Source organism: Aquabacterium sp. (assembly GCF_016234775.1).
Lineage (GTDB): Bacteria > Pseudomonadota > Gammaproteobacteria > Burkholderiales > Burkholderiaceae_C > Aquabacterium.
The window spans coordinates 71,975-90,580 of sequence record NZ_JACRAH010000014.1 but is presented as its reverse complement, the minus strand read 5'-3'; the positions used below and the strand labels follow the sequence as shown (position 1 = coordinate 90,580).

Below are 18,606 nucleotides of genomic sequence, written 5' to 3'. Positions count from 1 at the left end.
CTTGATGATGTCGCCGATACCGGCGTAACGACGCTTAGAGCCACCGAGCACCTTGATGCACATGACGCTCTTAGCACCAGTGTTGTCAGCGACGTCAAGTCGCGATTGCATTTGGATCATGGTTACCCCAACTTGGCCCGAACGGCTGCACAACAACTGCACAACAACGAACGGTCAGTCTTGGGCCCGTAGAACGGGCGGATCTGAAAAAAGCAGCTGACTTTGTGAGTCCCTGCCGCAGCGCTTTGATCACATGCAATTTGAGTCTTGCCAGCAATCTTTGCGAGGGCCCTCTCTGTTTTAGCAAAGAGGTTTTGGGCCAAAGTCCGCTGCTTGATCAGCGAAGCCTTGAATTATGCACGAGTTTCGACGTCTGGGTCAAGCACTGCATGCAAATAATTGAACAAGGGGCGGAAATCTGTAAAAAGAGCCGGATCAGGCCGTGCCACCTACGGTCAGGCCTTCGATGCGCAACGTGGGCTGCCCCACACCAACGGGCACGCTCTGGCCTTCTTTGCCGCAGGTGCCCACACCGCTGTCGAGCGCCAGGTCGTTGCCGATCATGCTGACGCGGGTCATGGCATCCGGGCCGTTGCCGATCAGGGTGGCGCCCTTGACGGGGTACTGGATCTTGCCGTTTTCGACCCAGTAGGCCTCGCTGGCAGAGAATACGAACTTGCCGGAGGTGATGTCCACCTGGCCACCACCGAAATTGGCGGCGTACAGCCCACGCTCGATGGAAGCGATGATCTCCTGCGGATCCTTGTCGCCAGCCAGCATGTAGGTGTTGGTCATACGAGGCATGGGCAGGTGGGCGTAGCTTTCGCGACGGCCGTTGCCGGTCTGGCCGGTTTTCATCAGGCGGGCGTTGGTGGCGTCCTGCATATAGCCTTGGAGGATGCCGTCTTCGATCAGCACGGTGCGCTGGGTTGCATAACCCTCGTCGTCGATGTTGAGCGAACCGCGGCGATCCGGCAGGGTGCCGTCGTCCAGCACGGTGACGCCCTTGGCGGCCACGCGCTGCCCCACCCGGCCCGAGAACACGCTGGAGCCCTTGCGGTTGAAGTCGCCTTCCAGGCCATGGCCCACAGCCTCGTGCAGCAGGATGCCGGGCCAGCCGTTGCCGAGCACCACGGTCATCTCGCCGGCGGGCGCGGGGCGGGCCTCGAGGTTGATCAGGGCGGCATGCACGGCCTGATCGACATATTGGTCGGTCACGGCCTGGGTGAAGTAGGACAGGTCGTAGCGACCGCCGCCGCCGGAGGAACCCACTTCACGGCGACCGGCCTGTTCGGCGATCACGGTCAGGGACAGGCGAATCAGGGGGCGCACGTCGGCAGCCAGGGTGCCATCGGCACGGGCCACCATCACGACGTCGTATTCACAGCCCAGGCCGGCCATGACCTGCACGATGCGCGGGTCCTTGGCACGGGCGCGGCGCTCCACGTCTTCCAGCAGGGCCACCTTGGCGGCGCTGTCCAGCGAGGCGATGGGGTCAAACGAGGCGTAGAGGCTGCGCGAGGGGGCCACGCGGTGCTCACCCACCTTGACGCGGCGGCTTTGGCCGGCTGCGGCAATGGTGCGCACGGTGCGGGCAGCATCCAGCAAGGCGGCTTCAGAAATGTCGTCGGAGTAGGCGAAGGCGGTTTTTTCGCCGGAGATGGCGCGCACGCCCACGCCCTGGTCGATGCCGAAGCTGCCGGATTTGACGATACCTTCCTCCAGGCTCCAGCCTTCGCTGCGGGTGTACTGGAAGTACAGGTCCGCGTCATCGACCCGGTGTTCGGTGATGACCTTGAGGGCCTTGAGCAGGGTGGATTCGTCCAGGCCATACGGTGCGAGCAGCAGCTCGCGGGCAGTCTGGAGGCGGGCGATGGTGGCGTCGACAGCGATCATGGCCCCATTGTAGGCACGGCCTGAGCAAGCGCGTGCCTACCGAGGATATCCAGGGGTTATCTAGCGGGTATCTACCGTGTCAGAGATGCAGCAAGGCCTCGACACGCAGGTGCTCGTCGGGCTTGAAATGGCTGTTGATATAGGCCTGCATTTCCTGCTTGCGCTGGGTGTCAGACAGGTTGGTTGCGCTCTTCAGGCGATCCCATTCGGCGCGCGCACCCGCCAGACGGCGCTCCCAGTCGGCCCATTCTTCGTCCACCTTCGCCAGGCGATCAGCGGCGGCCTGGCCATAGCGCGCGACACGCTCGGCGTGCACGGCGGCAGGGTCCTTGCCAGGCGCCATCTGGGGCACGGGTTCGCCGGGATCAGGCGGAGGCGGCTGACCGGATTCCAACTGAGCGTAGTACTGCTTGAAGCTCTGCTCGTCGTGCTCGAAAAAGGCCTTGGCCCAGTCGGAGCCCAGGATCTGGCGGCGCACCTGCTTTTGCTCGTCGAACACGGCCAGCCAGGTGCTGCGATCGGACTGGTCGAACTTGTTGCGGTACTGGTAGGTGCGGATCTGCCAGTACTTGTCCCAGATGGCCATGATCTCGTTGCCGAGCTGCTCGCCATGGGCCTTGCGCGCTTCATCGGCGACCAGCGCCTTGATGTCGTCGATGGTGACTTCACCCAGGCCCAGGATGTAGTACTCGAAGCGCTTGCGCAAATCAGGGCAAGGTGAGAGCTTGGCAGACGCCACACACCAATCACCTGAGGGCTCGGTGCCGGCGAATGAGCCTTCCTTGAAGAGCCGGTTGCGAACCTGGTCCGGGCTCATCGTCTTGGCCGATGCAGCATCAGCTTGCGGCGCGGTATCCGATGTCGCACCGATCATGCCCCAACCGGATCCACCAGCCGAGCCTGAACCGCCCGATCCGTCCGTGCCACGGTGCGTCATCCACAGCGCAGAAGCGCCCAATGCGACTGCGATGCCGCCCGCCACCATCCATCCACGCATTTGCATCGTGCGCATCATCATCTTGCTCCAACTCATCGAGGCTCGCTACAACTTGAGCCTTCTTGTTGAACCCATTCTCAGGGTTTCATGTTTCAGTCGTACCCAGGGCTAATGCCCGGTTTCTCAAAGAACAAAGGCCGATCCCCGTGAATGGAGGATCGACCTTGATGCCGCAGAGCCTTTCAGCTCAGGCTGACCTCGATCAGAGGAGAGCCCACTTCAGGCGGTTGGCGTGCTGGACGTAGAAGGCCACAGGATCAGGCGAACCGCTGCCGATGGAGCCCAGAACCTGGTTGATTTCGTCCAGGTGGTTCCAGGTGTAGTTGTCCTTGATGACCTTGCCCCAATGGCTGGAGCAACGCGACACCAGACCGTCGTTGGCTTCGCCCTTGAAGTAGTCGCCGGTGTAGGCCAGCAGGGCATCGGAGATGTCCCAACCATTGGTCTTCACCGAGGTGCCGGAGAACGAGTACCAACGCATGGCATTGCCAGCAATGCTGGCTTTTTCAGGGCCGGCACCACAGGTGGTGGTAGGCGCGCCAGCGGGGAACTTGGCGTTGAAGGCAGCAGCGCCAGGAGCGCTCAGGGCCTTCAAGGCAGTCAGCAGATCGGTGTCACTGGTGGTCTTGTTACCTGTCAGCCAGGAGATGAGCTTCAGGCCCGCCGTGGCAGCCTGATCAAAGCCACCGCCGGGTGTCGTGCCTGCCAGGATGTCGTCAGCCACCTTGGAGCCAAAGTGGGTACCGGCCATGGTGCTGACCGAGGACACCATCGACGGTGCGGTGCCCGCTGCGTAACGCACGGTAGGGCCGCCATGGCTGTGGCCGATCAGGTTGAACTTCTTGACGCCATCCTTGGCGGCCCATTGCTTCATCTGCTGGACCAGCTCCTCGCCACGGAATTCAGTGGTTTGCGAAGGGTTGACCGAAGCGATGTAGACGGTGGCGCCTTCATCTCGCAGCTTGGCTGGAATTTGATAGAAGTACTGGATGCCCAGCACATTGTCAAAGCCGATGAAACCGTGGACCAGCACGATGGGGTACTTGGTCTTGGCGGTCGTGCCAGCGTGGGCAGCAGGAGCCACGGCCATGGCAGCACCCGTCACAGCAACAGCGGCACAGATAGTCTTGATAGAGAAGTTGAATTTCATGCTTGCGCTCCTTGGACGTGTCCGCTGTTGTGTACGTCAGATGTTTATCGATTGGCGGACGAGGCAAGTATCTTCACTGGCCGTTAAACGAAACCGCGGGCATACCCGACATCCGGGGAAAGCGATCTCCCACGATGGTTGTAGCGGTTAGTAACAAGTGCGTGGGGTGCTTTGGCGACAGATAAAAAAAGCCGGCCTCCAAAAAGAAGGCCGGCCTGAAAATGGCACCCCTTGATGCCCCGCTGCGCGAGCGAGGCACTGGCAACACAGATCAAAGACCTGCGAGCTTCAGGCGGTTGGCGTGCTGCTTGTAGAAGGCAACGGGATCAGGTGCGTTCTTGCCGATGCCGCCCAGAACCTGGTTGATTTCGTCCAGGTGGTTCCAGTCGTAGTTGTCCTTGACGACTTTGCCCCAGTGACTGGAACACCGAGAGACCAGGCCGTCGTTGGCTTCGCCCTTGAAGTACTCAGCGGTGTACGCCAGGATGGCATCGGAGATGTCCCAGCCATTGGTCTTGACCGATGTGCCGGAGAAGGAATACCAGCGCATGCTGTTGCCATTGACGCTGGCTACTTCAGGGCCCGTGCCGCAAGCCGTGGTCGGGGCTCCAACCGGGAACTTGGCATTGAAGGCGGCAGCGCCAGGGCCACTGAGGGCCTTCAGGGCGGTCAACAGGTCGGTGTCGCTGGTAGTCTTGTTGCCGGTCAACCAGGAGATCAGCTTCAGGCCAGCCGTGGCCAGCTTGTCGAAGCCACCGCCGGGCGTGGTGTTGGCCAGGATGTCATCTGCGACCTTGGAGCCGAAGTGGGTGCCGGCCATGGTGCTGACCGAAGCCACCATCGAAGGCACCGTGCCGGCGGCATAACGCACGGTGGGGCCGCCATGACTGTGGCCGATCAGGTTGAACTTCTTGACGCCGTCCTTGGCGGCCCATTGCTTCATCTGCTGGACCAACTCTTCACCACGGAATTCGGTGGTCTGAGAAGGGTTGACAGATGCGATGTAGACCGTGGCGCCATCCTTGCGCAGGTTGTTGGGGATGTCGTAGAAGTACTGGATGCCCAGCACGTTGTCAAACCCGATGAAGCCGTGCACCAGCACGATGGGGTTCTTGGTCTTGGCAGGGCTGAACAGGGACGACAGCAACTGAGCCTGAGCAGGCACGGCAGCCATACCAGCGGCAGCAACAGCCACCGCAGCACAAACCTGGCGAAGGGAAGACGATGTCATGGAAGCTCTCCTATGGATGGGGCAGCTCGTGTCGGCTGCTGAGCTTCATTCTTCGATCGTCGTTAAATACGCACCTTCAGGTAAACCCGAAAACTGCGGGTTGCCCTCACCCCATGCTCATGGGGCCAGGCGGGAGATCTCACGACAAATCGTCAGGATCGTCCGCATTTCTATGTGCCAGCGCGTGGTCGTACAGCGCCTTCTTCGGCATGCCGGCGGCATCCGCGACCAAGCCGGCGGCCAGCTTGACGGGCACATGGCGAACAAGCTCTTTGAGCAAGGCATCCATGGCGGGAGACAAGGTCTGCCCTTCCTCATCGGCGCGCGGTACGCCATGCACGACCAGCACGAACTCGCCGCGCAAACGGTTGGGATCCCCCTTCAGCCAGGCCGACATCTCGGCGATATCCAACTTGGTAATGCTCTCGAACTGCTTGGTCAGCTCTCGGCAGATGGTGACCTGACCCTGTGGCAGGACCTCGCCCAACTCCTTGGCCAGGGTCTCGATGCGGTGCGGGGCCTCGAACAGCACGACACTGTCGCGCCCTCCCAGCACCGCCTGCAACACGCTCACGCGCGCCGCGCCCTTTGAAGGCAAAAAGCCTACGAAACGAAAGCCATTGGCCTGGGCATCACCTGCCGCACTCATGGCGGTGGTGACGCTGCTGGCGCCCGGCAAGGGCACGACCGTCAAACCGGCTGCGTGGGCCGCCTGCACCAGATGTGCACCGGGATCGGACACCGCTGGCGTGCCCGCATCCGACACATAGGCCACACGCTGACCTTCCTGCATGAGCGCGACCACGCCTTGCGCGCTGCCCACTTCATTGTGCTGATGCAGGGCGATGAGTTTTTTGTCCAGGCCCAGATGGCGCAGGAGGTTGCCGGTGACGCGGGTGTCTTCGCAGGCGACAACATCCACCAATCCCAGCACATGCAGGGATCGCAGGCTCATGTCCGCCAGGTTGCCGATGGGCGTGGCCACCAGGTACAGCGCACCTTTGGGATACTGCTGGCTGCCGGCCACATGGTGAGCCGCCTGGAGCAGCATATTGGCATCAAAGGTCACAACAAAATCCCGGGGAGATGAAGGGGAAGCGAAGGCACTGGTCTATTTGCAGGATCAGGGTCTGACGCTGGTGGAGCGCAATTATCGGGTGGCGCGAGGCCCGAGTGCGCGCGGCGCCGAAGTCGACCTCATCATGAAGGACAAGGACGGCACCCTGGTGTTCGTGGAAGTGCGCCAGCGCGCCAGCACGGCTCACGGCGGTGCCGCCGCCACGATCAGCCGAGGCAAACAGCGCAAGTGCATCATGGGCGCCCAGTATTACCTGATGAACCTGCGCGAGTGGCCGCCCTGCCGTTTTGACGTGATCGCCATCGATGGCGAGGCCATCGAGTGGATCCCTGCCGCCTTTGATGCGTCTTGATACGTATGCGCACGCGCTGATCAGGCCAAACCCTGACTTATGATCCGCGCCATGCCGGATTCCCACTTTCAGCAGACATCGCTTCAGCAACCCTTGCTGGAGACAGCCGACTGGCTGTATCAATCATCCGATCGACTGGCGCAGCAACTCAACTATGCGGCGCAAGCGATCATGCACACGATTACGTCGGGTGGCCGCGTGCTGTGCGCTGGCGAGGCCGAAGCCGCGTGGCTGGCCCGTCAGGCTGCAGCCTTGCTGGTCAGCGGCTCGGGGCGCGAGCGCCCGCCACTGGCCGCGCACGCGCTGGTGCCCGCGCAAGGGGGCTCACAGCCTACGTTGACGCAACAGGTTCGCGCCCTCGGACACCCAGGTGACGTGTGGCTGGCGTTCTCGATGGAACGCGACGAAGCCGATTTGCGCGAAGCCACAGAGGCCGCGCGCGAACATGACCTCACCTTGATTGCCTTCACGGGTGAGAGCGCCACCACGCTGGGGCCCCTGATGCGGGACACCGATGTGTGGGTGCCCTTGCCCGGTTCTCGCCCTGAGGCGCTGTTTGCCATCGGGTGGCTGGCCGTGCACGGACTGTGCGCCGCCGTCGACACCCATTTGCTTGGAGAGGATGCTTAAATGACCCGTCTGACACTGACGCCTGCGCGCCTGCGCTGGGCCGCTGCTCTGCTGACCATCGCCAGCCTGTCGGCTTGCGCACCACTGGTCCTTGGAGGTGCCGTAGGCGGCGCCTTCATGGCCACCGACCGCCGCACCTCCGGCATCCAGCTGGAAGACCAGACGATCGAGATCAAGGTGGGCAACCGCATCAAGGAAGCCATTGGCGACCGCGGCCACATCAACGTGAACGCCTATAACCGACGCGTGCTGCTGACCGGCGAGGTGCCCAACGATGCGGACAAGGCTGCAGCCCAGCAAGCCGCCGCCGCAGTGGAAAACGTGGACAACGTCTACAACGAGCTGATGGTCAGCCTGCCCAGTTCCTTCAGCACACGTGCCAATGACGTGTTGCTGGCCAGCAAGGTCAAGGCGACCCTGGTGGATGCGCGCGACATCATCTCCAACGCCTTCAGCGTGGTCGTCGAGCGTGGTGACGTCTACATCATGGGCCTGGTGACCGAGCGTGAAGCCAACCGCGCAGCCGAACTGGCCGCCAGCGTCAAGGGTGTGAACCGCGTGGTCAAGGTGATGCAGACCATCAGCGAAGACGAACTGGCGCGCAAGCTGCCACGCCCCGCCAACACGGGCGCAACTGCCCCGTAAAACGGCCCCGTCAATCAGCGCAGGCGCTTGATCAGGCTGGAAGTGTCCAGCCTGCCGCCGCCTGCTGCCTGCACATCGGCGTAGAACTGGTCGATCAGGGCCGTGACGGGCAGGCGTGCGCCATGGCGACGCGCCTCATCGAGCACCAGGCCCAGGTCCTTGCGCATCCAGTCCACGGCAAAGCCGAACTCGAATTCGTCCTTGATCATGGTGGGGCCGCGGTTGACCATCTGCCAGCTGCTGGCAGCGCCCTGCGAGATCACCTCGATCACCTGCTGCATGTCCAGCCCGGCTTTCTGACCGAAGGCCAGAGCCTCGGCCAGGCTTTGCAGCACACCGCCCACGCAGATCTGGTTGACCATCTTGGCCAACTGGCCGGAGCCGCTCTCACCCAACAGGGTCACGGCGCGCGAATAAGCCAGGATGACCGGCTTGACGCGATCGAACGCATAAGCCGCGCCACCGCACATCACCGTCAGCACGCCATTGATGGCGCCCAGGTTGCCGCCTGAAACGGGCGCATCCACAAAAGAGCAGCCGCGCTCGAGCGCCAAGTGCGACATCTCGCGCGCCACCTCGGCCGAGGTGGTGGTGTGATCGACCACGATGCCGCCCTTGGGCAGGGTGTTCAGGGCACCTTGCTCGCCAACGAGCACGTCACGCAGGTCATCGTCATTGCCCACGCAGGTGAACACGATCTCGGCATCGCGGGCGGCATCGGCCGGCGTCAGGGCATGCTCGCCGCCATGCTCGGCCACCCAGGCACGGGCCTTGGCGTCCGTGCGGTTGTAGACCGTGACCTGATGGCCGGCGCGCAAGAGGTGCACCGCCATCGGCCCGCCCATGGTGCCCAGACCGATGAAGGCCACCTTGTGCGCGTGGATGGGGTCGTAGGATTTGTCTGTAGCTTTCATGGGGCTCAACCTTGTCAGACGATGCGGAAGTGCTCGGTGCCAGCTGACAGGTCCGAATTGCGGGCCCGCTGGCTGTTGAGCTTGATCTGCAGGCGCAGGTCGTTGACGGAGTCGGCGTTGCGCAGCGCGTCTTCGTAGGTGACGTAGTTGCCTTCGTACAGGTCAAACAGCGCCTGGTCGAAGGTCTGCATGCCCAGCTCGCGCGACTTCTTCATGATCTCCTTGATCTCGCCCACCTCACCCTTGAAGATGAGGTCGGAGATCAGTGGCGTGTTGAGCAGGATCTCGACGGCAGCCGCCCGGCCCTTGCCCTCCTGACGCGGCAGCAGGCGCTGTGACACCAGGCCCTTGAGGTTGAGCGACAGGTCCATCAACAGCTGCGCACGGCGCTCTTCGGGGAAGAAGTTGATGATGCGGTCGAGCGCCTGGTTGGCGCTGTTGGCGTGCAGCGTGGCCATGCACAGGTGGCCGGTTTCGGCGAACTGCACGGCGTGTTCCATGGTCTCGCGATCACGGATTTCGCCCATGAGGATCACATCCGGGGCCTGGCGCAGCGTGTTCTTGAGCGCCATCTCCCAGCCGTCGGTGTCGATGCCGATTTCGCGCTGGGTAACGATGCAGTTCTTGTGCGGGTGCACGAACTCGACCGGGTCTTCCAGCGTGATGATGTGGCCGAACGAGTTCTCGTTGCGGTGGTCCACCATGGCGGCCAGCGTGGTCGATTTGCCCGAGCCCGTGGCGCCCACCAGGATCACCAGGCCGCGTTTGGTGGCCACCAGATCCTTGAGCACCTGAGGCAGACCCATGCCGTCAATCGTGGGCAGCTGTTGCGGGATCACGCGCAGCACCAGGCCGATGTTGCCTTGCTGGACGAAAGCGTTGACGCGGAAGCGCCCCACCCCACCCGGCGAGATCGCGAAGTTGCACTCTTTGGTGCGCTCGAACTCGGCGGCCTGCTTGTCGTTCATGATCGAGCGGGCCAGGGCCATGGTGTGTCCCGCCGTCAAGGGCTGGGGCGACACCTTGGTGACCTTGCCGTCCACCTTCATCGCGGGCGGGAATTCAGCCGTGAGGAACAGGTCGGAGCCATTGCGCGTGATCAGCAGGCGCAGCAAGTCATTGATGAATTTCGAGGCCTGATCGCGTTCCATGGTGGGTCCTGCCTAAGAGAATGAATGTCGCGTCTGCGCGCGGGGTGTGGGTGGAGGCTGAAGTGTGCAGCAAGACCGGTCAGCCGGCCGTCAGCAACGCCCCCAGTCGGGCACTGAGCTGGCGCATCCGCAAAGACAGGCGGCGCGCGGTTGATGTCATGAGCGCCAGACCGAGCAGGGGCTCTTCAATGGCGAGCTCGTCCAGCGCAGCGTTGCTGAGCACGGCCAACGAACAACGACTGAGCGTGAGGCAGGAGGCAAAGCGGGCCCCCGCATCCAGCAAGGACATCTCACCCAGCACATCGCCTTCGCGGGCTTCAGCCAGTCGAGCCCTGGCACCAGTGGGTTGTACGCGGTCAACCGCCACCAGGCCTTCCAGCACGATGAGGGCGTAGTCGCCCTTTTCTTCCTGCACGATCAGCTCGCGCCCTGGCGGCACGGTCACGAAATCCAGGTGCTGGATCAGCTTGCGGTGCTGCTCCTCTGGCAGAGAGGCCATCAAGGCATCCCTGCCCCAGCTCTTGAGCAACAGGCTGAGCCCCACCTCCGGGTCCAGCGCATGCGCGCCCACAGCCAGGCCACGTGCCGTCCAGGCCGAACTGGCCTTGACGTTATCGGGGCGCTCCATGAACTGGGTGGCGAAATAACCTTCGTCATCCGCCTTCACGTCGGCGTCACCTTCCCCCTTGCGGCCGGTTGCGTTGAGGGAAAAGCGATCCAGCAATCGTTTCATGTCAGCCCGGGAAGTTCTCTGGGATCTTGGCCTTGGCGCGTGCTTCAGCGGGAGAGATCACATTGCGGCGGACCAGATCGGTCAGGTTCTGGTCCAGCGTCTGCATACCCAGGCTGTTACCGGTCTGAATGGACGAGTACATCTGGGCGATCTTGTTTTCGCGGATCAGGTTGCGGATGGCAGGCGTGCCGATCATGATTTCGTGCGCTGCCACGCGGCCGGAGCCGTCCTTGGTCTTGCACAGCGTTTGCGAGATCACAGCCTGCAGCGATTCGGACAACATGGCGCGCACCATGTCCTTTTCAGCGGCGGGGAAGACGTCGACCACACGGTCAATGGTCTTGGCGGCGCTGGAGGTGTGCAGGGTGCCGAACACCAGGTGGCCCGTTTCGGCAGCGGTCAGCGCCAGGCGGATGGTTTCCAGGTCGCGCATTTCGCCCACGAGGATGCAGTCCGGGTCTTCGCGCAGGGCCGAACGCAGGGCGTTGGCAAAGCTCATCGTGTGCGGGCCCACTTCGCGCTGGTTGACCAGGCACTTCTTGGACTCGTGCACGAATTCGATGGGGTCCTCCACCGTCAGGATGTGGCCGTATTCGGTCTCATTGAGGTGGTTGACCATGCCCGCCAGCGTGGTGGACTTGCCTGAGCCCGTCGGGCCGGTGACCAGCACCAGGCCCCGCGGCTTCAAGGCCAGATCCTGGAAAACCTTGGGCGCATTGAGCTGCTCCAGCGTCAGGATCTTGGAGGGAATCGTCCGGAACACGGCGCCAGCGCCACGGTTCTGGTTGAAGGCGTTGACCCGGAAACGCGCCAGGCCCTGGATCTCGAAAGAGAAGTCGCATTCCAGCGTCTCTTCGTACATCTTGCGCTGGGAGTCATTCATGATGTCGTACACCATGTCATGGACCTGCTTGTGGTCCAGCGCGTCGACGTTGATGCGCCGCACGTCACCGTGCACCCGGATCATGGGCGGCAAGCCCGCAGACAAGTGCAGGTCAGATGCCTTGTTTTTGACCGAGAACGAAAGCAGTTGGGTGATATCCATGGATGATGACAACCTGACAATGTCGTGACAGACCATTATGGCGACGATCGCAAACAACCTACAACTCGTGAGAGCGCGGATAAACCAGGCTTGTTCACGTGTTGGGCGCGCACCCGACAGTGTGACCCTGCTGGCAGTGAGCAAAACGTTTCCAGCTGAAACAGTGCGGGAAGCCTTTCACGCGGGCCAGAGAAAGTTCGGCGAAAACTATGTGCAGGAGGCCATCGACAAGATCGCCGCCCTGGGGGATCTGCGCGATCAGATCGAATGGCACATGATCGGCCCTCTGCAGAGCAACAAGACACGCGTGGTGGCCGAGCAGTTCGACTGGGTGCACACGGTGGACCGCCTCAAGATCGCCCAGCGCCTGAACGAGCAGCGCCCGGCCCACCTGCCGCCGCTGCAGGTGTGCATCCAGGTCAACACCAGCGGGGAAGCCAGCAAGAGTGGCGCCGCCCCGGATGAGGCACTGGAACTGGCCCGATCTGTGATGAATTTGCCACGCTTGAGGCTGCGCGGCGTCATGGCCCTGCCCGCCCCGACATCCGACCCAGCACTGCAAAAAGCCGAACTGAGGAATGTACGCGTCGTGTTTGACACCCTCCGATCGCACGGCATTCCGCTGGACACCTTGTCCATGGGAATGAGTGGCGACATGGAGGTAGCCGTCGAAGAGGGATCCTCCATGTTGAGGGTGGGTACGGCCCTATTTGGGAACCGTTAATGCCAAATTAAGATCGGGGCGTCTCTGAAGGACCCGGTATGGACGTTTCGCGAGCCCCCCACTATTTGCTGGTCGATGACCACAGCCTGATCCGAGAAGGCATGATGCAGGCCATTCGCAGCCTGGATCCGGCTGCCCGTTTCTCTCATGCCAACACGCTGCAAGGCGCCTTGAGCAAGCTCGTGGACGCCGGCATTGATGACCCGATCGACGTCGTCCTGCTGGACCTGGGCCTGCCAGACAGCCGCGGCATGGCGACGCTGCAATCCGTGCGCGCCGCCGCACCGACCCAGCGCATCGGCATCATCACCGGCCAGAGCGACGTGCAAATTGCGCTGGAGTGCATCCACCACGGCGCCTCCTGCTTCATCCCGAAGCTGGCCGAAATCGACGGCTTCATGAACGCCTTGCGCGCCCTGGTCGAAGGCCGCCTGCACTTCCCGTCTGAACTGCTTTCCCCCAGCGAGGTGGACTGGCCGACGCCGGAAGAAGAATCCCCACCCCGCGTGATCCGCCTGACGCCGCGCCAGAAGGACGTGCTGCAGTGGATCCTCAAGGGCTGCACCAATCACGCCATTGCCACGGCCCTGGGCATCAGTGCCGAGACCGTGAAGCTGCACGTCAGCGCCATCTTCCGCGCTTACGGCGTGCACAGCCGCACGCAACTGGTGTTGCTGTGCTCGCGCAGCCCGGCTGCCATCTCGGCTGGCGACGATGACGAGTTGCAGCACACGTCTGCCATGAGCGAGGCCGTCAGGGAAAGCGCGGCGTGACCTGGTTGCGGCGCTCGCTTCGGGGCCTGTCTCCGATCGAGGCCCGCATCGACCTGCAAATGCTGCAGGACAGCTGGCGCACGGCGCCTGGCGGCATGATCGGGCAGTTTGTCGGCCTGGTCCTGATGGGCTGGATGATCCGCGACTGGCCGGTGCAACACTGGCGCTGGATGGTGCCTGCCACCGGCCTGCTTTTTGTCTGGGCCATCGTCGTGCTGATGGCCCGGCATTTCCGACGCTTCGGCATCCCTGCATCGGGCTATGAACGCTGGCGCATGGCCCTGCTGTGGTGGCATGGCGCTCAAGGTACATCCTGGGGCCTGATGGCCGTGGCCCTGCTGGGCGAGGCCAGCTCGGACTGGAAGCTCACCTTCGTGGCCGCCATCATCGTGTACTGCTACACCATCATGCTGGTGACCGTGCACGACTGGGCCGTGTCCTTCATGGGGGCGGCACCCCTGCTGGTGCTGGCCGCAGGGCGACTGCTGGTGGACCAGGCCCCCTCGTCCAACTACCTGGCCGTGGTGATGATCATCTCGCTGACGACCTGCATGATCGTCTCGCTCAACATCAGCCGAAGGCTGCGCGAAGGCGCCCTGCTGCGCCACGAAAACGCCGATCTGGTGCTGCAGTTGCGCGACGAGATCAACAAGGTGACGCAGGCCAAGGCGCGGGCAGAGACCGCCGACCGGCAAAAGAGCGAGTTCTTTGCGTCAGCCAGCCACGATCTGCGCCAGCCGCTGCACGTGATGATGCTGCTGAGCAGCGCGCTCAAGCCGCATGTGGAGGCCTCCGAAGGCGCCACCTTGCTGAGCAAGATCCACACGGCCCTGGGCTCGCTGAGCACCATGTTCGAAAAGATGTTCGACGTGGCCCGCATCGATGCGCAGCGCATCGACTACAAGGCCCAGGCCCTGCCACTGGCCGCGCTGTGGTCACGGCTGGACAACGAGTTTTCCGTGCTGTGCGAGAACAAGGGGCTGCGCTGGCGCATCGATGCCACGGAGGACTGGGTGCATGCCGACCCGCACGTACTGGAGCGCATCTTGCGCAATCTGCTCAACAACGCGGTGCGCTATACCGAGCAAGGTGAGGTGCATCTGCGGGCCCGGGCACGTGGCCCCTCCATCGTCTGCCAGGTGTGGGACACGGGCGTGGGCGTGCAGCGCCAGCACCGGCATCGGATTTTCGAGGACTACTTCCAGGCCTCCAATCAAGGTCGGCGCAGCAATGAAGGGCTGGGGCTCGGCCTGGCTGTGGTGCGCCGCTTGAGCATGCTGGGGCCGACACCTGTCACGCTGCTGTCAAGGCCTGGGCGGGGCTCCTGCTTTGCGGTGCGTGTGCCTCGGCTCATCCCGGCAGGATCGGAAGGCCTGGTTACCCGCCATGCGGAGCCACCTGCGCGCCCCGTTGCCCCGAATGCAAGACCCGCAGAAGCCGACAAACGGGAACGCCATGGCGGCGTGATCGTGCTGATTGATGACGAACCGGATGTACTGGACGGCACCTCGCTCGTACTGCGACAACAGGGCTGGCAGGTGGCTGCCGCCAGCACGCCAGATGGCGCGATGGATGCCGTGATCCACCTGCAGGAAAAGGGGCTGATGCCAGAGGGCGACATGCCGGTAGCCCTGATCAGCGATCACCGCCTGGGCCTGTCCATCAACGGGCTGGATGCGATCAAGCAGTTGCGCTACGAATTCGGCGACGAGTTGCCCGCCTTCCTGCTGACCGGCGAAGCCGCACCCGGCCTGGCCACGGACGCCCAAGCCATGCGCGTGCAACTGCTGCACAAGCCCATCCAGGCCGATCGGCTGTTGCGCCTTCTGCAGGAAGTGACGACGGATGCGGCATGATGGCGGGCTATGAGCACACCCACCATTGACATCGCATTCATCGGCGGCGGCAACATGGCCACGGCCATCATCGGCGGCCTGCTGCGCCAGGGCCGCACGCCTTCGTCCATCCTCGTCATCGACCCGGTGGCCGAGCAACGCGCCCGCCTGACTGACACCTTGGGCGTGCAGACGGCCGAAGGCCCCTGCCCCGCCCTGACGCAAGCTGCCACCGTGGTGTGGGCGGTCAAGCCCCAGCAGTTCAAGGATGCAGCCCAGACCTACGCCACGCTGACGGGCCAGGCCCTGCATTACAGCGTGATGGCCGGCCTGCGCACCGACGACATGGCCCGCCTGCTGGGCACACCGCGCATCGTGCGCGCCATGCCGAACACACCGGCTTTGGTCGGCCAGGGCATGACGGGTTTGTTTGCCCGCGCCGAAGTGGGTGCGGATGAGCGCGCTGTCATTGGCAAGATGGTGGAGCCGACGGGCCAGGCCCTGTGGGTGAGCCAGGAGGCCGATCTGGATGCGGTGACGGCGCTGTCGGGCTCGGGCCCGGCCTATGTGTTTTATTTCATCGAGGCCATGACGCAGGCGGCGCAGGACATGGGCTTGAGCGCGGAGCAAGGGCGTCAATTGGCCTTGGCCACCTTTGGTGGCGCCACTTCGCTGGCGGCGCAATCGACGGATGTACCGTCGGTGCTGCGTGAGCGTGTGACCTCCAAGGGTGGCACCACTTATGCGGCCTTGACCAGCATGGAAACGGCGGGCGTGAAGGCGGCGTTCATCGCGGCGATGCGGGCAGCGCAGAAGCGGGCTGGCGAACTGGGTGACGAGTTCGGGCGCTGAGTGGCTTGTGCTCGCTTGATTAGCGAGCTGGTTGCCTTGCCTGGGCTCCGGCGCTTTGTCGGTGCAGCGCGGGGCGCGGGGTGAGGGAACTGCGTCCCGGCTTCATGTTGGTGGTCCCGCTGCGCGGGACTGCCCTGCGCTCCTCGCAATGGGTTGGTGCCCTCCAACTCACTACGCGGCTGCGCCGCTGCGTTCAAACAAATCGGGCAAGCCAGATGGACGATGCGCGCTGACGCGCGCCCAACCCATTGCTGCGGTGCTCGGCACCAACAAGGCGCCAGGCCACAGCCCCCTCACCCCTTTTTCGCCCCGCTTGCCTCATGCGAATGCACTTCGGCATATGCCGCATGCGGGTCAGCGAGCGGCAAACACCACAACCGCCGAAGGACGAAGGCCCGTGGCACGCCACCAGCAGGGCGAAACAGGATGAGTTGGTAGCTGCCGGGCGATGTCGGTGGCGTCGAGGAGCGCAGTGGCGAGCTTGGCGTGCGCAGCACGCCTCCCTTTCTGACTCGCTGGGATTGTTTGACCAGAGCGAACGCAGTTCGCGGCGGGAGTTTCCCAGCGCAAGCTCGCCGCGAGCACCGCAGAGGCGTCCCGCTTGCAAAGCGGGACCGCCACCGTCTGAGCCTGGCGGCTACCGACTCATCCGCGCCCTGCGCTGCCCCGCCAGAGCGCCCCTACCTCGGCACGCCCACAGCTCACAACCAGGAAGCCAACGAATCACCGTACCGCCACAGAGCCCAAAGCGGTATCCAGCACCAGCCCCACCCACACCGTCAAACCCAACCAGTGGTTCAAACGGAAGGCCTTGAAGCAATCCTCTCGCACACGCCCCTTGATCAGCCAGCCATGCCCCAAGGCCTGCGCACCCGCCAGGGCCAATGAAGCGTTGTAAAACGCCCCACGCCCGCTCAGCACCCCAACCTGATACCAGCAGGCCACACACAGCGCGTAAAAAGCCATCACGCCAACCGCATCAAACCGCCCCAGCGTGATGGCCGACGTGCGGATCCCGATCTTGAGATCGTCGTTGCGATCGACCATGGCGTACTCGGTGTCATAAGCCAGCACCCAGGCCAGGTTGCCCACCATCAGCCACCACACCACACCAGGCACCTGCTGCTGGATCGCCGCAAACGCCATCGGAATCCCGAAACTGAACGCCACACCCAACACCGCCTGCGGCATCGAAAAGAAGCGCTTGGTGAAGGGGTAGATGATGGTCACCGCCAAGGCCCCGAATGACATCGCGATCGTCATCGGGTTTGTGGTGAGCACCAGCGCGAAAGACACCAGCGCCAGCACCGCCCCCACGCCCAATGCCTCCTTCACGGACAGCCGCCCACTGGTGATCGGCCGCTGCGCGGTGCGCGCCACGTGCAGGTCGAAATCCTTGTCCGCCACGTCGTTGACGGCGCAACCCGCGCTGCGCATCAGGATCGTGCCCAGCGTGAACACCAGCAGCAGGTGCCAGCCCGGGAAGCCGCCAGCCGCCAGCCACAAGGCAGACAAAGTAGGCCACAGCAGCAGGAGCCAGCCCTGGGGGCGGTTCCAGCGGATCAGATCGAGGTAAAGCGACCAACGGTCGCGCAAAGTCAGGGTGCTCACAGCCCGCATTATCGCGACCCCGCGGACACCTTTGCTTGCACCCGGACTCAACGTGATATCCAGCCCACTCACGAATATGTCATCCAATCGGACTATGCTGGGCGGCATCGCGCCTTGCGCACATCTCCGTCACCTAGAACTGATCATGAAGACACTGCTGATGTATGAACGCGTAGCCCCCCTGGACCGCGAACAGCACCGCAACCTGCGCATCCACCAGGGCCCCAGCCGCCTGGCTTTCGCGCGTGAAACCAATTCCATGCTGATGGCGGCCGCCGAGTTGCCACTGGCCGCGCTGGATTACCCCTGCGTGTTCGTGCCAGCAGGCGACACGCACTCGCTGGTGGCCATCGTCGGCCTGCGCGACAAGGAAAACCTGATGATCGACGGCGCGGGCAACTGGGCTGACGAACACTACGTGCCCGCCTTCGTGCGCCGCTACCCTTTCGTGCTGGCAGAGCAACCCGGCACCGACCAGATGACCTTGTGCATCGATGAAGCCTTTGACGGTATCGACCATGCTCAAGGCGAGGCGCTGTTTGACGCCCAAGGCCAGGACACACCCTACCTGCAACAGTTGCAGCAGTTCCTGCTGTCTTTCCATCAGGACATGCTGAGCACCGCCCGTTTTGCACAACGCCTGGCCGAGCTGGGCCTGCTGGTCGATCGCTCGATCGACTGCCACATCCAGGGCGAAAAACTCACGCTCAACGGCTTCAAGGTGGTCGACGAGAACAAGCTGCGCGCCCTGCCCCCTGATACGGTGCAGGAGCTGTTCGGTTCAGGCGCGCTGGGCTGGGTGCACGCCCACCTGCTGTCGCTCAACAACGTGAACAAGCTGGGCAACCGCCTGGGCCAGCGTCTGATGGCAGCCCGCGCCGCTGCGGAAGCCGGCGATCAGCACGTCACACACTGACACGCTGATCACACGGCCTGGGGCGCCCAGGCTCAGCCACGGATCGAACTCGGCGGCTTGAGGCGCCCGGCCC

19 protein-coding genes are annotated in these 18,606 nt (G+C 63.4%); 8 read left to right on the top strand and 11 right to left on the bottom strand.

Going from position 1 to position 18,606, the window contains the following annotated elements; all coding sequences use genetic code 11:
* From HY836_RS04855 to rsmI, 6 genes are all read right to left on the bottom strand, one after another.
* Window positions 1-120, bottom strand: a 120-nt coding sequence (locus HY836_RS04855) for an uL14 family ribosomal protein (RefSeq protein WP_290674126.1), incomplete at its 3' end; no start/stop codon positions are given.
* 315 nt (window positions 121-435) lie between these two features.
* The gene (gene tldD / locus HY836_RS04850; protein ID WP_290674117.1) at window positions 436-1,896 is read right to left on the bottom strand and encodes a metalloprotease TldD; all 1,461 of its coding nucleotides are present in this window, start codon (window positions 1,894-1,896) and stop codon (window positions 436-438) included.
* 79 nt (window positions 1,897-1,975) lie between these two features.
* The gene (locus HY836_RS04845) at window positions 1,976-2,908 is read right to left on the bottom strand and encodes a lipase secretion chaperone (RefSeq protein WP_290674116.1); all 933 of its coding nucleotides are present in this window, start codon (window positions 2,906-2,908) and stop codon (window positions 1,976-1,978) included.
* Window positions 2,909-3,095: 187 nt separating this feature from the next.
* A complete protein-coding gene (locus HY836_RS04840) occupies window positions 3,096-4,043 on the bottom strand; it encodes a triacylglycerol lipase (protein ID WP_290674114.1) in 948 nt (315 codons plus the stop codon).
* A 271-nt stretch (window positions 4,044-4,314) separates the two neighbouring features.
* Window positions 4,315-5,274: a triacylglycerol lipase gene (locus HY836_RS04835; protein WP_290674112.1), complete on the bottom strand. Its 960-nt coding sequence runs from the start codon at window positions 5,272-5,274 to the stop codon at window positions 4,315-4,317.
* A 139-nt stretch (window positions 5,275-5,413) separates the two neighbouring features.
* A complete protein-coding gene (gene rsmI, locus HY836_RS04830) occupies window positions 5,414-6,343 on the bottom strand; it encodes a 16S rRNA (cytidine(1402)-2'-O)-methyltransferase (protein ID WP_367114625.1) in 930 nt (309 codons plus the stop codon).
* Here rsmI and HY836_RS04825 point away from each other — a divergent pair.
* Genes HY836_RS04825 through HY836_RS04815 form a run of 3 tightly spaced genes read left to right on the top strand, consistent with a single transcriptional unit; the run spans window position 6,327 to window position 7,979 of the window.
* A complete protein-coding gene (locus HY836_RS04825) occupies window positions 6,327-6,704 on the top strand; it encodes a YraN family protein (RefSeq protein WP_367114624.1) in 378 nt (125 codons plus the stop codon). The genes rsmI and HY836_RS04825 overlap by 17 nt on opposite strands.
* Before the next feature lie 51 nt (window positions 6,705-6,755).
* Entirely contained in the window at window positions 6,756-7,334 is a 579-nt protein-coding gene (locus HY836_RS04820; protein WP_290674110.1) for an SIS domain-containing protein, read from the top strand.
* On the top strand, window positions 7,335-7,979 hold the full coding sequence (locus HY836_RS04815; protein ID WP_290674108.1) for a BON domain-containing protein: 645 nt from the start codon (window positions 7,335-7,337) through the stop codon (window positions 7,977-7,979).
* A gap of 14 nt (window positions 7,980-7,993) precedes the next feature.
* On the opposite strand, the gene HY836_RS04810 is transcribed toward HY836_RS04815, so the two are convergent.
* The 4 genes from HY836_RS04810 to HY836_RS04795 form a co-directional block, all read right to left on the bottom strand.
* On the bottom strand, window positions 7,994-8,893 hold the full coding sequence (locus tag HY836_RS04810; protein ID WP_290674105.1) for an NAD(P)-dependent oxidoreductase: 900 nt from the start codon (window positions 8,891-8,893) through the stop codon (window positions 7,994-7,996).
* 14 nt (window positions 8,894-8,907) lie between these two features.
* Window positions 8,908-10,044 (bottom strand): PilT/PilU family type 4a pilus ATPase, encoded by a 1,137-nt coding sequence (locus HY836_RS04805; protein ID WP_290674103.1) that lies wholly within the window; start codon window positions 10,042-10,044, stop codon window positions 8,908-8,910.
* A 79-nt stretch (window positions 10,045-10,123) separates the two neighbouring features.
* Window positions 10,124-10,777: a Crp/Fnr family transcriptional regulator gene (locus tag HY836_RS04800; RefSeq protein ID WP_290674101.1), complete on the bottom strand. Its 654-nt coding sequence runs from the start codon at window positions 10,775-10,777 to the stop codon at window positions 10,124-10,126.
* 1 nt (window position 10,778) lies between these two features.
* Complete coding sequence (locus tag HY836_RS04795; RefSeq protein ID WP_290674099.1) at window positions 10,779-11,822, bottom strand: type IV pilus twitching motility protein PilT; 1,044 nt, start codon at window positions 11,820-11,822, stop codon at window positions 10,779-10,781.
* A gap of 37 nt (window positions 11,823-11,859) precedes the next feature.
* Here HY836_RS04795 and HY836_RS04790 point away from each other — a divergent pair, with 37 nt between their 5' ends.
* Genes HY836_RS04790 through proC form a run of 4 tightly spaced genes read left to right on the top strand, consistent with a single transcriptional unit; the run spans window position 11,860 to window position 16,006 of the window.
* Complete coding sequence (locus tag HY836_RS04790; RefSeq protein ID WP_290674097.1) at window positions 11,860-12,546, top strand: YggS family pyridoxal phosphate-dependent enzyme; 687 nt, start codon at window positions 11,860-11,862, stop codon at window positions 12,544-12,546.
* 38 nt (window positions 12,547-12,584) lie between these two features.
* Window positions 12,585-13,319 carry a LuxR C-terminal-related transcriptional regulator gene (locus HY836_RS04785; RefSeq protein WP_290674095.1) on the top strand — a complete coding sequence of 245 codons (735 nt, stop codon included), beginning with the start codon at window positions 12,585-12,587 and terminating at the stop codon, window positions 13,317-13,319.
* The gene (locus HY836_RS04780) at window positions 13,316-15,175 is read left to right on the top strand and encodes a hybrid sensor histidine kinase/response regulator (protein ID WP_290674093.1); all 1,860 of its coding nucleotides are present in this window, start codon (window positions 13,316-13,318) and stop codon (window positions 15,173-15,175) included. The genes HY836_RS04785 and HY836_RS04780 overlap by 4 nt, the downstream gene beginning before the upstream one ends.
* A 9-nt stretch (window positions 15,176-15,184) precedes the next feature.
* Complete coding sequence (gene proC, locus HY836_RS04775; RefSeq protein WP_290674090.1) at window positions 15,185-16,006, top strand: pyrroline-5-carboxylate reductase; 822 nt, start codon at window positions 15,185-15,187, stop codon at window positions 16,004-16,006.
* A gap of 723 nt (window positions 16,007-16,729) precedes the next feature.
* On the opposite strand, the gene ubiA is transcribed toward proC, so the two are convergent.
* Complete coding sequence (ubiA, locus tag HY836_RS04770; RefSeq protein WP_290674088.1) at window positions 16,730-17,617, bottom strand: 4-hydroxybenzoate octaprenyltransferase; 888 nt, start codon at window positions 17,615-17,617, stop codon at window positions 16,730-16,732.
* A 145-nt stretch (window positions 17,618-17,762) separates the two neighbouring features.
* Between ubiA and HY836_RS04765 the strand changes: the two genes are divergently transcribed.
* On the top strand, window positions 17,763-18,533 hold the full coding sequence (locus HY836_RS04765) for a SapC family protein (RefSeq protein ID WP_290674086.1): 771 nt from the start codon (window positions 17,763-17,765) through the stop codon (window positions 18,531-18,533).
* The last annotated feature ends 73 nt before the right edge of the window (window positions 18,534-18,606 follow it).